The organism is Cellulomonas hominis (assembly GCF_005239125.1).
GTDB classification, from domain to species: Bacteria; Actinomycetota; Actinomycetes; order Actinomycetales; family Cellulomonadaceae; genus Cellulomonas; species Cellulomonas hominis_A.
On the sequence record NZ_SZYE01000094.1, the window covers coordinates 1 to 15,112 of the forward strand.

At 75.9% G+C, this 15,112-nt stretch carries 12 protein-coding genes; 10 read left to right on the forward strand and 2 right to left on the reverse strand.

Annotated features, from left to right (window positions below):
• Together FA014_RS12025 and FA014_RS12030 are read right to left on the reverse strand one after the other, a co-directional pair.
• Positions 1 to 1,216 (reverse strand): DUF58 domain-containing protein (locus FA014_RS12025; protein ID WP_230323104.1); only part of this gene is annotated, 1,216 nt, incomplete at its 3' end.
• Positions 1,217 to 1,242: 26 nt separating this feature from the next.
• Complete coding sequence (locus FA014_RS12030) at positions 1,243 to 2,247, reverse strand: AAA family ATPase (RefSeq protein ID WP_154729916.1); 1,005 nt, start codon at positions 2,245 to 2,247, stop codon at positions 1,243 to 1,245.
• Positions 2,248 to 2,713: 466 nt separating this feature from the next.
• Between FA014_RS12030 and mraZ the strand changes: the two genes are divergently transcribed.
• The 10 genes from mraZ to murG all read left to right on the forward strand — a co-directional run.
• Positions 2,714 to 3,148 (forward strand): division/cell wall cluster transcriptional repressor MraZ, encoded by a 435-nt coding sequence (mraZ, locus tag FA014_RS12035; protein ID WP_195969267.1) that lies wholly within the window; start codon positions 2,714 to 2,716, stop codon positions 3,146 to 3,148.
• A gap of 255 nt (positions 3,149 to 3,403) precedes the next feature.
• Positions 3,404 to 4,507 (forward strand): 16S rRNA (cytosine(1402)-N(4))-methyltransferase RsmH, encoded by a 1,104-nt coding sequence (gene rsmH, locus FA014_RS12040; RefSeq protein ID WP_154729917.1) that lies wholly within the window; start codon positions 3,404 to 3,406, stop codon positions 4,505 to 4,507.
• Positions 4,504 to 4,914: a hypothetical protein gene (locus FA014_RS12045; RefSeq protein WP_154729918.1), complete on the forward strand. Its 411-nt coding sequence runs from the start codon at positions 4,504 to 4,506 to the stop codon at positions 4,912 to 4,914. Before rsmH ends, FA014_RS12045 begins: the two co-directional genes overlap by 4 nt.
• A 134-nt stretch (positions 4,915 to 5,048) precedes the next feature.
• Positions 5,049 to 6,779, forward strand: coding sequence for a peptidoglycan D,D-transpeptidase FtsI family protein (locus FA014_RS12050; RefSeq protein ID WP_154729924.1), 1,731 nt, complete (start codon positions 5,049 to 5,051; stop codon positions 6,777 to 6,779).
• A 94-nt stretch (positions 6,780 to 6,873) separates the two neighbouring features.
• A complete protein-coding gene (locus FA014_RS12055; RefSeq protein WP_154729919.1) occupies positions 6,874 to 8,484 on the forward strand; it encodes a UDP-N-acetylmuramoyl-L-alanyl-D-glutamate--2,6-diaminopimelate ligase in 1,611 nt (536 codons plus the stop codon).
• A complete protein-coding gene (locus FA014_RS12060) occupies positions 8,481 to 10,007 on the forward strand; it encodes a UDP-N-acetylmuramoyl-tripeptide--D-alanyl-D-alanine ligase (RefSeq protein WP_154729920.1) in 1,527 nt (508 codons plus the stop codon). Before FA014_RS12055 ends, FA014_RS12060 begins: the two co-directional genes overlap by 4 nt.
• A complete protein-coding gene (mraY, locus tag FA014_RS12065) occupies positions 10,004 to 11,080 on the forward strand; it encodes a phospho-N-acetylmuramoyl-pentapeptide-transferase (protein ID WP_154729921.1) in 1,077 nt (358 codons plus the stop codon). Before FA014_RS12060 ends, mraY begins: the two co-directional genes overlap by 4 nt.
• Before the next feature lie 2 nt (positions 11,081 to 11,082).
• The gene (gene murD / locus FA014_RS12070; protein ID WP_230323105.1) at positions 11,083 to 12,534 is read left to right on the forward strand and encodes a UDP-N-acetylmuramoyl-L-alanine--D-glutamate ligase; all 1,452 of its coding nucleotides are present in this window, start codon (positions 11,083 to 11,085) and stop codon (positions 12,532 to 12,534) included.
• 11 nt (positions 12,535 to 12,545) lie between these two features.
• Entirely contained in the window at positions 12,546 to 13,778 is a 1,233-nt protein-coding gene (ftsW, locus tag FA014_RS12075) for a putative lipid II flippase FtsW (protein WP_154729922.1), read from the forward strand.
• Positions 13,779 to 13,883: 105 nt separating this feature from the next.
• Positions 13,884 to 15,112, forward strand: a 1,229-nt coding sequence (murG, locus tag FA014_RS12080; protein WP_328288198.1) for an undecaprenyldiphospho-muramoylpentapeptide beta-N-acetylglucosaminyltransferase, incomplete at its 3' end; no start/stop codon positions are given.

A 15,112-nucleotide genomic window follows, 5' to 3' on the forward strand; every position in this document is an offset into this window, starting at 1 on the left:
GCTGCTCGAGGCGACCGTCGACCTGACCGGGCAGCCGGACGCGGCGACGGCCGAGGCCGCGCTGCTCGCCGAGATCCGCGGCCTGGACGACGCGCCACCCGGCGCGGCGCAGCTGCCGCGCCGTGGCGGTGGCCTTCTCGTCGCCGTCCGCGCCGCGGACGAGCGCCCACCCCGGCCGGGTCTGGCTGACCCCGGCGAGCGCGGCCCGCCCGGCGGGGCCCTGGGGGCCGAGCACGGCGATGACCAGCCCGGACCCGCCGTCGGCCTCGTCCAGGCCGCGGATCTCGGCGAGCAGCGCGGCCTCGGCCGTCGCCGCGTCCGGCTGCCCGGTCAGGTCGACGGTCGCCTCGAGCAGCTGCTGGCGCCCGGGCGCCTCGAGACGCACCGCGCGCGGGTCGTCGGCCGCGGTGCCCGTCAGCAGGTGGGTCGGGTGGCCGGCAGCGTGGGTGGCGAGGGCGATCGAGGCGGCCAGCGAGATGCACCACTCGAGCGCGTCCCCGGGGGCCGGCTGGTCGAGCAGCACGGTGACCGGGCGCATCCCGGCGCGCTCGTCGGACCGGACGACCAGCTCGCCGCGGCGGGCGCTGCTCGGCCAGTGCACGCGGCGCAGGTCGTCGCCGACGCGGTAGTCGCGCAGCGCGGCGTCGTCGGGGGCGGCGGACCGGGCGCCGACCACGGACCGCTCCGGCTCCGCGACCAGCAGCTCGCGAGGCACCGGCAGGTCGACCACGGCCGGCCACACGGTGACCGTCTCCCGGGCGCCGAGGGTGGCGCGGACCCGGGCGACGCCGAACGGGTCGGTGCGGGTGACGACCAGGGGGCCGAGCGCCCAGCGGCCGCGGCGGGTCGCGTGCACGGGGTAGCGCAGGCGGACGGCGCGCGGCTCGCGGGCGACGGTGGCGCGCAGCGGCCGGCCGCCGGACAGCTCGACGGCGGCCTGCTCCCGGAGCTGCAGGTCGGTGAGCCGCGCCCGCGACGCGCCGCGGGCGAGTCCGACCTCGACCTGCACGTCGGCGGTCCCCCCGACGTGCACCGGGTCGGGCTGCACGGTGCGCCGGGTGCGCAGGCCCTGCCCCCGGCCCGGGTCGACGACGCCGACGGCGAGCATGCCGAGCACGACCAGCAGGACGGGCAGCGTGCCGATGGTCAGCAGGTCGGTGGACCCGAACGCGGTGCCGGTCGCGCCCACGGCCAGGCCGAGGACCACGAGGCCCACGCCACGGCGGGTCGGGCGCAGGCGCATCAGCCCGCCGCGGTCCGGTCGCGCACCGCCGTGCGGGCCGGCGCGGGGACGGCCACGCGGGCGACGAGGTCGCCGATCACGTCCTGGCCGCGGCGGCCGGACAGCCGCGACTCGGCGCTGAGGATGACGCGGTGCGCGAGCACCGGCTCGGCCAGCTGCTGCACGTCGTCGGGCAGCACGTGGTCCCGGCCCTCGACGGCGGCGAGGCCCTTGGCGGCGCGCAGCAGCTGGATCGCGGCGCGGGGCGAGGCGCCCAGCCGCAGGGCCGGGTCGTCGCGGGTGCCGGAGACCAGGTCGACCACGTACTGCTTGACCGCGGTCGACGCGTACAGGTGCCGCGTCGTGTCGATGAGCCGCGTGACCTGCGCGGCGTCGGTGACCGGCACGACGGTCGCCAGCGGGTCGGACGTCTCCTGGGTGTCGAGCATCGCGAGCTCGGCCTCGGCGGTCGGGTAGCCGACGGTCAGCCGGGCCATGAACCGGTCGCGCTGCGCCTCGGGCAGCGGGTACGTGCCCTCCATCTCGACCGGGTTCTGCGTGGCGACCACGAGGAACGGCCGGGGGAGCGGGTACGACGTGCCGTCGACCGTGACCTGGGCCTCCTGCATGGACTCCAGGAGGGCGGACTGCGTCTTGGGCGAGGCGCGGTTGATCTCGTCGCCGATGACGATGTGCGAGAACACCGGGCCCGGCCGGAACTCGAACTCCTGGGTCGCCGCGCGGTAGATCGTGACGCCGGTCAGGTCGCTCGGCAGCAGGTCCGGCGTGAACTGGACGCGGCCGACGGTGCAGTCGATCGTGCGGGCGAGGGCCTTGGCCAGCGTCGTCTTGCCGACGCCGGGGACGTCCTCGAGGAGCAGGTGCCCCTCGGCGAGCAGCACGGCCACGGCGGTGCGGACCAGCTCGGGGCGGCCGGTGATGACGCGGGCGATGCTCGCGCGCATCCGGTCCGTCACGGTGATGAGCTCGTCCATCTCGGACGCGCCGGGCACGGCTACGGGCATGGGGACCCCCTCGGTCGACTGGGGGAAGCCTAAGCGGCCCCGACCCCGCCGCGGGAGGTGAACGCGCACCCGCTCTCCCCACTTCCCCCCACCCGGCCCACCCCCGTGCCCTCCACTCCGCTCCCCGGGTGGGGCGCGGCGGTGGGGCGGGCGGCGCAGAAAGTGCCGGTGACCTGCGGAGACGTGGCGAATGCGGTCGAGGGTCCGCCGTGGGCGGGGAGCGCGCGCATCGCCGGTCGCGGCACGCCGCGCACCCGAGGCTGCCCGTCGCCCTCCACCGCGCTCCACACCGGCTGACCTGCGGCGACGCCTCAACTTCACCCGTGCGCCGCCGATTCGCTCGATACAGGTGGAGTGAAGTGGAGTACCGTGGAGCCATCGGGTGCCGAGGGGTGCCCGAGCGCGCGGTCCGGGGGAGGTGGACGACGTGGGGTTCGAGCAGGCGCTGGCCGGGCTCGGCTCCTCCGTGCCCTTCCTCGGGACGCACACCCCGAAGCTGGACGACAAGGGGCGCCTGATCCTCCCGGCGAAGTTCCGCCCCCAGCTCGCCCAGGGCCTGGTCATGACCCGGGGCCAGGACCGCTGCCTGTTCCTGCTGCCGCTCGACGAGTTCGCGCGGATGCACGACAAGCTGCGCCAGGCCCCCGTGACCAGCAAGCAGGCCCGCGACTACCTCCGCGTGTTCCTGTCCGGCGCCTCGGACGAGACGCCGGACAAGCAGGGGCGCATCTCGATCCCGCCGATGCTCCGTGCGTACGCGGGGCTCGACCGGGACGTCGCCGTGATCGGCGCCGGCACCCGGGTCGAGGTCTGGGACCTGGAGGCCTGGGAGACGTACCTGGCCGAGCAGGAGGCCGGCTACGCGGAGACGGCCGAGGAGGTCTTCCCCGGCGCCTTCTGACCCGCAGCACCGCACGACCCACCCGCACCACCCGCCCGCACCACCCGCCCGCACCACCCGTCACGACCCGCAGCACCACCGCCCGGCGAGACCTCCCCCCGGCAGCTCTGACGCACTTCCCCGGCGTCAGAGGGCCGGTGGGGGATCTGGTCGGACGGCGGAGGGGCCGCCCGACCACCCCCGTGCCCACGGAGCACCACCCGCACCACCCCGCACCACCCGCCCACGCACGCCCCGCCGGAGGAAGGAGACCCCGTGCCCGGTACCCCGGACCGCCCCGAGCGCGACGCCGCCTCCCGCCACCTGCCGGTGCTGCTGCAGCGGTGCGTCGACCTGCTCGCCCCCGCGCTCGCCGAGCCCGGGTCGGTCCTGGTGGACGCCACGCTCGGCATGGGCGGTCACACCGAGGGTGTGCTCGCGGCGCTGCCGCACGTGCGGGTCGTCGGCATCGACCGGGACCCGCAGGCGCTGCGGCTCGCGTCGGCGCGGCTGGCCCCGTTCGGCGACCGGTTCACCCCGGTGCACGCCGTGTACGACGAGATCCCGGAGGTCGTGGAGCGCCTGGGCCTGCCGGGCGTGCAGGGCGTGCTGATGGACCTGGGCGTGTCCTCGCTGCAGCTCGACGAGGCCGAGCGCGGCTTCGCCTACTCCCAGGACGCCCCGCTGGACATGCGCATGGACCCGACCAGGGGCCGGACCGCCGCCGAGGTGCTGAACACCTACGACGAGGCCGACCTGGCCCGGGTGCTCCGCGAGTACGGCGAGGAGCGGTTCGCCGGCCGGATCGCGCGCCGGATCGTGCAGGCGCGGGAGAAGGCGCCGCTGGAGCGGACGTCCGAGCTGGTCGACCTGGTGCGCGCGGGCATCCCCGCGGCCGCGCGGCAGACCGGCGGGAACCCCGCCAAGCGCACGTTCCAGGCCCTGCGGATCGAGGTCAACGACGAGCTGGCGGTCCTGGCGCGCGCCGTCCCGGCGGCCGTCGAGTCGCTGGTCGTCGGCGGCCGGATCGTCGTCGAGGCGTACCAGTCCCTGGAGGACCGGCTCGTGAAGCGCGCGTTCGCGGCCGGCGCCGAGATCAGCGCGCCGCCCGGGCTGCCCGTGGTCCCGGACACGCACGCGCCGTACCTGCGGCTGCTCACCCGCGGCGCGGAGGAGGCGGACGCCGCCGAGCTCGCCCGCAACCCGCGGGCGCAGTCCGTGCGGCTGCGCGCGGCCGAGCGGCTGCGCCCCACCCCGGAGCACCTGCGCCCCGGCCGGGGCGACGCCGGCAGTACCGGCGGTCCGGGCGCCCGCCGCCCGGACCGCAGCCGCGCAGCCCGCACCACCCGTACCCCGAACGGACCGAGGAGAACCGCATGAGCGCCGAGCAGGCCGTCCGCGCACCGCGCGTCCGCCCCCGTCCGTCCGCCGCGCCCCAGTCGGCCCCCGAGCGGCCGCGGCTCCGGCTGGTCCGCCCGCCGGCGCAGGCGCGTGCGCACGTGCCGTTCGTGGTGACCTGCATGGCGATCCTGGCGGGCGCGCTGCTCGCGGCTCTGCTGCTGAACACCCAGCTCGCGGCCGGCGCCTACGAGCAGCGGTCGATGGACGTCGAGCTGGCGCAGCTGGCGCGCGACGAGCAGTCGCTGTCGGCGGAGCTGGACACGAACAAGTCGCCGGCGAAGCTCGCGGAGAGCGCAACGGCGCTCGGCATGGTGCCCGCCGGCTCGACGGGGTGGCTGCGGCTGTCCGACGGGACGGTGCAGGGCGACGTCGGGGCCGGGCAGTGAGCTCGCCCACCCGTCGCACCTCCGTGCCGGCGCGCCCGGTGCGCCCCGCGACCCGCCGGCCGGCCGGCGGCCTCCCCACGCAGCGCGGGCCGCGCGGGCCGTGGACCCCCCGTCCCGGCGGTCCGAGCGTGGCGATGCTGGACCGCCGCCGCACGGTGCTGGTCGTGGTCGTGGCGCTGCTGCTCACCGTGTTCTCCGGGCGGCTGGTGTGGCTGCAGGGCGTGGGCGGTGACGCGATCGCCGCCGAGGCGCTCGAGAGCCGCATGACCCGTGCGGAGCTCGTGGCGGCCCGCGGCACGATCACCGACCGCGACGGCGAGGTGCTCGCCACGTCGGTCGACCGGTACGACATCGTGGTGAACCAGCGCCTGGTCAAGACCTGGTCGACCACGGAGGACGGCACGACCTACTCGGGCGCCGCCGGCGCCGCGCAGCTGATGGCCCCGATCCTCGGGGTCAACGCCGCCGAGCTCGGTGCGACGCTCGACGGCGACGCCGGCTACCGGTACGTCGCCAAGAACGTGCTGCCCGAGGTGTGGCAGGCGGTCCGCGAGCTGCGGATCAACGGCATCACGTCGGAGCAGGTCGCGGAGCGCGTCTACCCGAACGCCAACCTCGCGGGCAACCTGCTCGGCTGGGTGAACTCCGAGGGGAAGGGCGCCCAGGGCCTCGAGGCCACGCTGGACGACCAGCTCTCCGGCACGCCGGGCGAGACCGTGTACGAGCGCGGCGCGGGGGGCCAGCAGATCCCGGGCGGCTTCGAGGAGTCGACCCCGGCGACGGACGGCCGCAGCGTGCAGCTGACGATCAACGCCGACATCCAGTGGAAGGCGCAGCAGGCGATCGAGCAGCAGGTCGCCGCGACCGGGGCGGACTCCGGCACGATCGTCATGACCTCGGTCAAGACGGGCGAGGTCCTGGCGATGGCCGAGTCCCGGACGGTCGACCCCAACGACCCCGGTGCGGACGACTCCCTGTGGGGCGGGTCCAGCGCGGTGTCCGACGTCTTCGAGCCCGGGTCGACCGCCAAGATCATCACGATGGCCGCGGCGATCGAGACCGGCATCACGGACCCGCTCGAGCAGTACACGGTCCCGTACAACTACACGACGGCCAATGGGCAGACGTTCAAGGACTCGCACGAGCACGCCGGCATGCAGCTGACGACGACCGGCATCCTCGCCGAGTCGTCGAACACCGGCACGGTCATGATCGGGCAGGACCTGCCCGAGCAGGTCCGGCACGACTACCTGGCGAAGTTCGGCTTCGGGCAGAAGACGGGCATCGAGCTGCCGGCGGAGCAGGCGGGCCGGCTGTGGGACGCCGACAAGTGGGACGGCCGCACCAAGTACGCGGTCCTGTTCGGGCAGGGGCTGTCGGTGACCGCGCTGCAGGCCACGGACGTGTTCGCGACGATCGCCAACGGCGGCGTCCGGGTCACCCCGCACCTGGTCAGGGGCTGGACCGACGCCGACGGCACGTACACGCCCGTCGCGGCCGCCGAGACGACCCAGGTGGTGTCCCCGGAGACCGCGCAGACGGTGCTCACGATGATGGAGAGCGCGGTCGACGAGGGCACCGGGTCCTCGGCGGCGATCCCGGGCTACCGCGTGGCCGGCAAGACCGGCACCGCCCAGGCCTGGGCCGCCGACGGCACCCAGGGCATCACCGCGTCCTTCATCGGCGTCGCCCCGGCGGACGACCCGGCGATCGCCGTGAGCGTCGTCCTGCACAACCCGCGGACGTCCGAGTGGGGCGGCACCGTGGCCGCGCCCGTGTTCTCCGACGTGGCCGGCTACGCGTTGACCGAGCTCGGCATCGCCCCCAGCGGGACGCAGCCGCAGCTCTTCCCGACCACGTGGTGAGCCCCGTGCGCGCCACCTGCACCATCGCCCCCGCGGGCGCCCGCCCGACCGTCCCGGTCGCGGGAGCCCGTGGGCCGCGCGGTAGATTCTCCCTATGACGTCCCCGCAGGGCCGGCTGCGCCCGGAGCACCCCCACAGCCGCCGGGTCGCCGACCTCGCCGACGCGTTCGGGCTCGTCAGGACCGGTGCGCCGCTGCCGGCGGACCTCACGATCTCGGGGGTGACGGTCGCCAGCGGCGACGCCCTCCCGGGCGACCTGTTCGTCGCCGTCCCCGGTGCGCACACCCACGGCGCGACCCACACGGCCCAGGCCGTGGCGGCCGGCGCCGTGGCGGTCGTCACGGACCGGGCGGGCGCCGAGGTGCTGGCCGCGGCCGACGACGCGGCCGTGCGGGCCGTGCCGGTGCTGGTGACCGACGACCCCCGGGCGATCGCGGGCGTGCTCGCGGCCGAGCTGCACGACCACCCGGGCCGCCGCCTGACCACCGTCGGCGTCACCGGCACCAACGGCAAGACCACCACGATGTACTTCGTCGAGGCGGCGCTCCGCCGGGTGCACGAGCGCACGATCGTGATGGGCACCGTGGAGCTCAGGATCGGCGACGAGGCGATCGAGAGCCCCCGGACCACCGTCGAGGCGCCGGTCGTCCAGTCGATCCTGTCCCGCGGGCTCGAGCGCGGCGCGACCGCGGTCGCGATGGAGGTGTCCTCGCACGCGCTGGCGCTGGGCCGGATGAACGGCCTGGAGCTCGACGTCGCGGGGTTCACGAACCTGCAGCGCGACCACCTGGACTTCCACGGCGACATGGAGGGCTACTTCCGCGCCAAGGCCCAGCTGTTCCGCCCGGGGCACGCGCGCCGCGCGGTCGTGGTCGTCGACGACGAGTGGGGCCGCCGGCTCGCCGCCGAGGCGGAGATCCCGGTCGACACCGTCGCCACGCACGTCGGCGCCCCGGAGGGGGACACCGCCGACTGGGCCGTGACCGAGGCCGACGTCGGCCTGGACGGGGTCGGCTCGACGTTCACGCTGCGCGGGCCGGACGGCGCGGAGCACCGCGCGGCCAGCCCGCTGCCGGGCCTGGTCAACGTGTCGAACGCGGCCCTGGCCGTCGTGCTGGCGCACCGCGCCGGCGTGCCGCTGGACGTCGCGATCGACGCGGTCGGCACCGCCTCGGGCGTGCCCGGCCGGATGGAGCGCGTGATCGAGCGCCGCGGCGGGGCGAGCCCGCGGCCGCTGTGCCTGGTCGACTACGCGCACACCCCGGACGCCCTGGTCCTGGCGCTGGAGGCCGTGCGGCCGATCACGCCGGGCCGGCTGATCATCGTCTTCGGGTCCGACGGCGACCGCGACCGCGGCAAGCGGCCCCTCATGGGCCGGATCGCCGCGCGGCTCGCGGACGTGCTGGTCGTCACCGACGAGAACCCCCGCTCGGAGGACCCCGCGTCCATCCGGGCCGCCATCCTGGACGGGGTGCGCGAGGAGCGCCCCGCGCTGGCCGACGTGCACGAGGCCGTCAGCCGGACCCAGGCCATCCACGACGCCCTCGACCTCGCGACGGAGCTGGACACCATCATCATCACGGGCAAGGGCCACGAGCCGACCCAGGAGATCGCCGGGGTCTTCCACCGGTACAACGACCGCGACGTGCTGCGCGCGGCGGACGCCGCCCTCGCGGCGCGCGAGGCGCAGGAGCAGACCGCGTGATCGCGATGACGGCGGCGGAGGTGGCGGCCGCGACGGGCGGGCGCCTGTCCCCGGAGGGCCTCGACCCGGCCACGGTGGTGACCGGGCCGGTGGTGGTCGACTCGCGCCAGGTCCAGCCCGGCTCGCTGTTCGTGGCGCTGCCCGGCGAGCACGCCGACGGCCACGACTTCGCGGCCGCCGCGGTGCGCGCCGGCGCCACCCTGGTGCTCGGCTCGCGGCCGGTGACGCAGGACGGCCCGGACGACGGCGGCCCGACGGCGCTGCCCGTGGTCGTGGTGGACGACGTGGAGAAGGCCCTCGGCGACCTGGCCCGCGTCGTGCTCGAGCGGCTGCGCGAGGCGGCCGTCGAGCCCGGCGGCACGGACCTGCGGGTCATCGGCGTCACCGGGTCGGTCGGCAAGACGACCACCAAGGACCTGCTCGCGCAGCTGTGCGCGGCCGCGGGCCCGACGGTCGCGCCCGAGAAGTCGTTCAACAACGAGATCGGCCTGCCGCTCACGGTGCTGCGCGCCGACGAGCAGACCCGGTTCCTGGTGCTGGAGATGGGCGCGTCCGGCATCGGCCACCTCACGTACCTCACGGACATCGCCCCGCCGGACGTGGCGGTCGTGCTGGTCGTGGGCCACGCGCACCTGGAGGGCTTCGGCGGGATCGAGGCCGTGGCGCGCGCCAAGGCCGAGCTGGTCGCGGGCCTGGCCCCGGGCGGCACGGCCGTCCTGAACGCCGACGACCCGCGCGTGCTCGCCATGGCCGCGCAGGCGCCGGGCGCCGTCGCGACCTTCGGCACCACCGAGGGCGCCGACGTGCGCGCCGTGGGCCTGCGGGTCGACCGCGCCGGCCGCGCCGGGTTCACGATCGACGCCGGGCGGGTGCCGCCGGTCGAGGGGGACGACGCGCGCGAGACCGCCGAGGTCACGCTGCGCCTGGTCGGCGAGCACCACGTGCACAACGCCCTCGCCGCGGCCGCGGCCGGGCTCGCCGTGGGGCTGCCGCTCGCGGACGTCGCGGCCGGCCTGTCCGCCGCCGACGCGATCAGCCCGCACCGGATGCACGTCGTCGAGCGGGCCGACGGCATCACGGTGATCGACGACTCCTACAACGCCAACCCCGACTCGATGCGGGCCGCCCTGCGGGCGCTCGCCGTGCTGTCCGGGCGCGAGCGGCGCTCGGTCGCCGTGCTGGGCGAGATGATGGAGCTCGGCGAGGACGCCCGCCGGGAGCACGAGGCGATCGGCCTGCAGGTGGTCCGGCTGAACGTCGGCCTGACCGTCGTGGTCGGGTCCGGCGCGCTCGGCATCTTCGCCGGCGCGCAGCGCGAGGGCTCCTGGGGCGACGAGGTGGTCATGGTCGACGACGTCGACGCGGCCACCGCGTTCCTGGCGCGCGAGCTGCGCGCGGGCGACGTGGTGCTGCTCAAGGCGTCGAACGGCGCCGGCCTGTGGCGGCTCGGCGACCTGCTGACCGACGCGCCGGGCACGACGCCCGGCGGGGCCGGCACGGCGGACGCGGGGGTGCGGGCATGATCTCCGTCCTCGTCGCCGGCGGCGTCGCGATGGTCGTCGCGCTCCTCGCCACCCCGCTGTTCATCAACTTCCTGGTCACCAAGCAGTACGGCCAGTTCATCCGCCAGGACGGCCCCACCGCGCACTACACCAAGCGCGGCACGCCGACGATGGGCGGCGTCGTCATCATCGGGGCCACGCTGATCGGCTTCGGGGTCGCGGCGCTGGTGACCGGGAACCTGCCCAGCGCGTCCGCGCTGCTCGTGCTGTTCCTCATGACCGGCCTCGGCGTCGTGGGCTTCCTGGACGACTACATCAAGATCTCCCGGCAGCGCAGCCTCGGGCTGTCGGCCCGGTGGAAGATCGTCGGGCAGGGCTTCGTCGGCATCACGTTCGCGGTGCTCGCGCTGCAGTTCCCCGACGCCACGCTGCGCACGCCCGCGTCGACCAGCATCTCGTTCATCCGGGACACCGGTCTGGACCTCGCGTTCGCCGGGGCGACGATCGGCGCGATCCTGTTCGTGATCTGGGCGAACTTCCTCATCACCGCCTGGTCGAACGCGGTCAACCTCACCGACGGCCTGGACGGGCTGGCGACCGGCTCGTCGCTGATCGTGTTCGGCGCGTACGTCATCGTCTGCGTCTGGCAGTTCAACCAGCGCTGCGGGCTGATCGAGAGCGCCAAGTGCTACGCCACCCGCGACCCGCTGGACATGGCGGTGGTCGCCGCGGCGGTCACCGGCGCGTGCTTCGGCTTCCTGTGGTGGAACGCCAGCCCCGCCAAGATCTTCATGGGGGACACGGGCTCGCTGGCCCTCGGCGGCGCGCTCGCCGGCATGTCGATCGTGACCCGCACCGAGGTGCTCGCCGCGATCATCGGCGGCCTGTTCGTCATCATCGTGCTGTCCGACGTGATCCAGATCGGCTTCTTCAAGCTGACCGGCAAGCGGGTGTTCAAGATGGCCCCGCTGCACCACCACTTCGAGCTCTCGGGGTGGGGCGAGGTCACGATCGTCATCCGGTTCTGGCTGATCGCCGGGCTGTTCGTCTCGCTCGGCATCGGGATCTTCTACGCGGAGTGGGTGACGGGCTGACCGTGGCTGCCGACCTGACAGGGGCCGAGGGTCTGGGCCGGGCGCGGGTCGTCGTCGCCGGGCTCGGGGTGTCCGGGCGGGCCGCGCGCGACGTGCTGGCCGGCCTCGGGGCCCGGGTGACCACGGTCGACGACCGGGCCCCGGACGCCGACGCGTCCGACGTGGCCGCGTTCCTCGACGGCGGCGGCCTGGACGGCGTCGACGTCGTGGTGGCGTCGCCCGGCTGGCCGCCGGCGCACCCGCTGCTCGCCGCCGCCCGCGCCGCCGGCGTGCCGGTGTGGAGCGAGGTCGAGCTGGCCTGGCGGCTGCGCGTCGACCGGGACTCCGGGGACGGCCCCGCGCCGTGGCTCGCCGTCACGGGGACCAACGGCAAGACCACGACGGTCGAGATGCTGGCCTCGGTGCTGCGCGCGGCCGGCCGGCGCACCGCCGCGGTCGGCAACGTCGGCACGCCGGTGGTGCTGGCCGCCACGGACCCGGCGCTCGACGTGCTCGCGGTCGAGCTGTCGTCGTTCCAGCTGCACCACACCGAGTCGATGGCCGCGCAGGCGGCGGTCGTGCTCAACGTCGCCGCCGACCACCTGGACTGGCACGGCTCCCTGGACGCGTACGCGGCCGACAAGGGCCGCATCTACACCGGGGTCGAGGTCGCCTGCGTCTACAACGCCGCCGACCGGACGACCGAGGACCTGGTCCGCGAGGCCGAGGTGGCCGACGGCGCGGTGGCGGTCGGGTTCACGCTCGGCTCGCCCGGGGTCGGGCAGGTCGGGCTGGTCGACCGGATGCTCGTCGACCGGGGCTTCGCCGCGCTGCGCCACACGCACGCCGCCGAGCTCGCGACCTTCGACGACCTCGCGCACCTCGCCGGCCCGGACGGGCTCGCGCCGCACGTCGTGCAGGACGCGCTGGCGGCCGCGGCCCTCGCGCTCGCGCACGGCGTGCCGCCCGAGGCCGTGGGGGAGGGCCTGCGCGCCTACGTGCCGGGTGCCCACCGGATCACCACCGTCGCCGAGGTCGACGGGGTGCGCTACGTCGACGACTCCAAGGCGACCAACGCGCACGCCGCCGCCGCCTCGCTCGCCTCGTTCGCCGAGGGCAGCGTCGTGTGGATCGCCGGCGGGCTCGCCAAGGGCGCCACCTTCGACGACCTGGTCGCCCGGCGCGCGGACCGGCTGCACGCCGTCGTGCTCATCGGCGAGGACCCCGCGCCCCTCGCCGACGCGCTCGCCCGACACGCGCCGCAGGTCCCCGTCGTCCGCGTCGATCCCGGTGACACTGGGACCGTGATGTCCCGCGCCGTGACCGAGGCCCGCCGTCTGGCGGTCGCCCGCGGCGCGGCCGGCACCACGGTCCTGCTCGCACCCGCGTCCGCCTCGATGGACCAGTTCGCCTCGTACGCCGCGCGCGGCGAGGCGTTCGCCGCCGAGGTGCGCGCCCTGCACCCGAGGGGGTGACCCCGGCGCCGATGGCACAGACGACGGACGCCCCGGCACCGAGCGCCGCCACGCCGCGGCCCTCGCGGCTCGGGCAGTGGAACAGCGCCGTGACGAGCTACTACCTGCTCGTCGGCGCCAGCCTGCTGCTGCTCGTCCTCGGGCTGGTCATGGTGCTGTCCTCGTCGTCGGTGGAGTCGCTGGCGTCCGGCGGGTCGCCGTACGCGGTGTTCGTCAGCCAGGCGCAGTACGCCCTCATGGGCCTGCCGCTCATGTGGCTCGCGTCGCGCATCAGGCCGGGGACCTACCGGAAGCTGGCGTGGCCGCTGCTCGGGATCGGCCTGTTCGCGCAGCTGCTCGTCTACACCCCGCTCGGCCGCGGCAAGGGCGGCAACACCGGCTGGATCGCCGTGGGCGGGTTCTCGGCGCAGCCGTCCGAGGCGCTCAAGCTGGCGCTCGTGGTCTGGCTCGGGATGATCCTCGCGCGCAAGCAGCCGCTGTTCGACGACTGGAAGCACGCGGCCGTCCCGGCGCTGCCCGTCGCGGCCGGCGCCGTCGGCATGGTGCTGCTCGGCCACGACCTCGGCACCGCGATCATCATGCTGATCCTGGTGGCCGGCGCCCTCTTCGTCGCCGGCGTGCCGATGCGGATCTTCGCCGGCGCCGGGATCGCCGCCGCCGTCGGCGTGGCGCTGCTCGCGACGGTCAGCCAGAGCCGCGTCGACCGGATCATGAACTGGTTCACCGGCGAGTGCGACGTCACCGCCGGCTGCTACCAGACGATGCACGGCCTGCAGGCCCTGGCCACGGGGGGCTGGTTCGGCCTCGGCCTCGGGCAGAGCCGCGAGAAGTGGTCCTACCTGCCCGAGGCGCACAACGACTTCATCTTCGCGATCATCGGCGAGGAGCTCGGCCTGATCGGCACGCTGCTGGTGCTCGCGCTGTTCGGCGTGCTGGCGTTCGCGATGTTCCGGGTGATCGCCCGGCACCGCGACCCGTTCGCCCAGATCGTCACCGGCGGCGTCGCGGCCTGGATCATCGGCCAGGCGCTGGTGAACATGGGCGTCGTCGTCGGCCTGCTGCCCGTCATCGGCGTCCCGCTCCCGCTGGTGTCCGCGGGCGGCTCGGCGCTGATCACCACGCTCGTCGCGCTCGGCGTCGTGATCTCGTTCGCGCGCACCGAGCCCGGCGCCGCGGAGGCGCTCGCCGCGCGGCCGAGCGTGGTCCGCAGGTCCCTCGCCGTGATCGGCCGGACCCGTGCCTGACCCCCGCTGCCGCACCGCCGTGACCCGGCCCCGCGCGCGCCCGACCCCCACCTGAGCGGCCACCCGCCGCGCCCGACCCGCCTGCCCGTGACCCCGGAGGATCCTGTGACCGCACCCGACGCCCCCACCGGCCCGGCGGAGGGCGCCGAGCCCCGTCCGCGCGCGGTCCTGCTCGCCGGCGGGGGCACGGCCGGGCACGTGAACCCCCTGCTCGCGGTGGCCGAGGAGCTGCGCGCCCGCGACCCCGAGCTGCGCGTCGCCGCGCTCGGCACCGCGGAGGGCCTGGAGGCGCGGTTGGTGCCGGAGCGCGGGCTCGAGATGTTCGTGGTGCCCAAGGTGCCGCTGCCCCGCCGGCCGACGCTCGACTGGGTCCGGCTGCCGCGGCTGCTCCGCGAGGCGGTGGACGCCGCGGGCGCGGCGATCGACGAGCTCGGCGCGGGGGCCGTCGTCGGCTTCGGCGGCTACGTGTCCACCCCGGCGTACCTGGCCGCGCGGTCCCGCGGCGTGCCGGTCGTCGTGCACGAGCAGAACGCACGGGCGGGGCTGGCGAACCGGCTGGGCGCCCGGCGTGCCGCTGCGGTCGCGGTGACGTTCCCCGGGACCCGGCTGCCGCACGCGCAGGTGACCGGCCTGCCGCTGCGCCCGGAGATCGTCGACCTGCTGGCCGCGCGCGCCGCCGACGCGGGGGCCACCCGGCGCCGGGCCGCGGCCGAGCTCGGCTTCGACCCCGAGCGGGTCACGCTGCTGGTCACCGGCGGTTCGCTCGGCGCGCTCTCCGTGAACCGCGCCGTCGCGGCGCAGGCGCGCGCGATCCTCGCCACCGGCGCCGAGGTGCTGCACCTCACCGGCATGGGCAAGGCCGAGGAGGTGCGGTCCGCGGTCCGCGGGGTGCCCGGCGCCGAGCGCTACCACGTGCGCGAGTACCTGGCCGAGATGGAGCAGGCGCTGGCCGTCGCCGACCTGGTGCTCTGCCGCTCCGGGGCCGGCACCGTCAGCGAGCTCGCGGCCCTCGGCATCCCCGCGGTCTACGTGCCGCTGCCGGTCGGTAACGGCGAGCAGCGGCTCAACGCCCAGCCGGTCGTCGCCGAGGGCGGCGGCGTGCTGGTGGCGGACGAGGCGCTGACGGGGGAGTGGATCGCGGCGAACCTGCTGCCCTTGCTCGCGCCCGAGGCCGCCGACCGGCGCCGGGAGATGGGCGAGGCGTCCGCCCGGGTCGGCGTGCCGGACGCGGCCGGCCGGGTCGCGGACCTCGTCGAGGACGCGCTGGCCGAGGGCGAGCGGCTCGCCGCCGAGCGGGCCGAGGCGGAGCGCGCGGCGGCCGAGCGGGCGGCGGC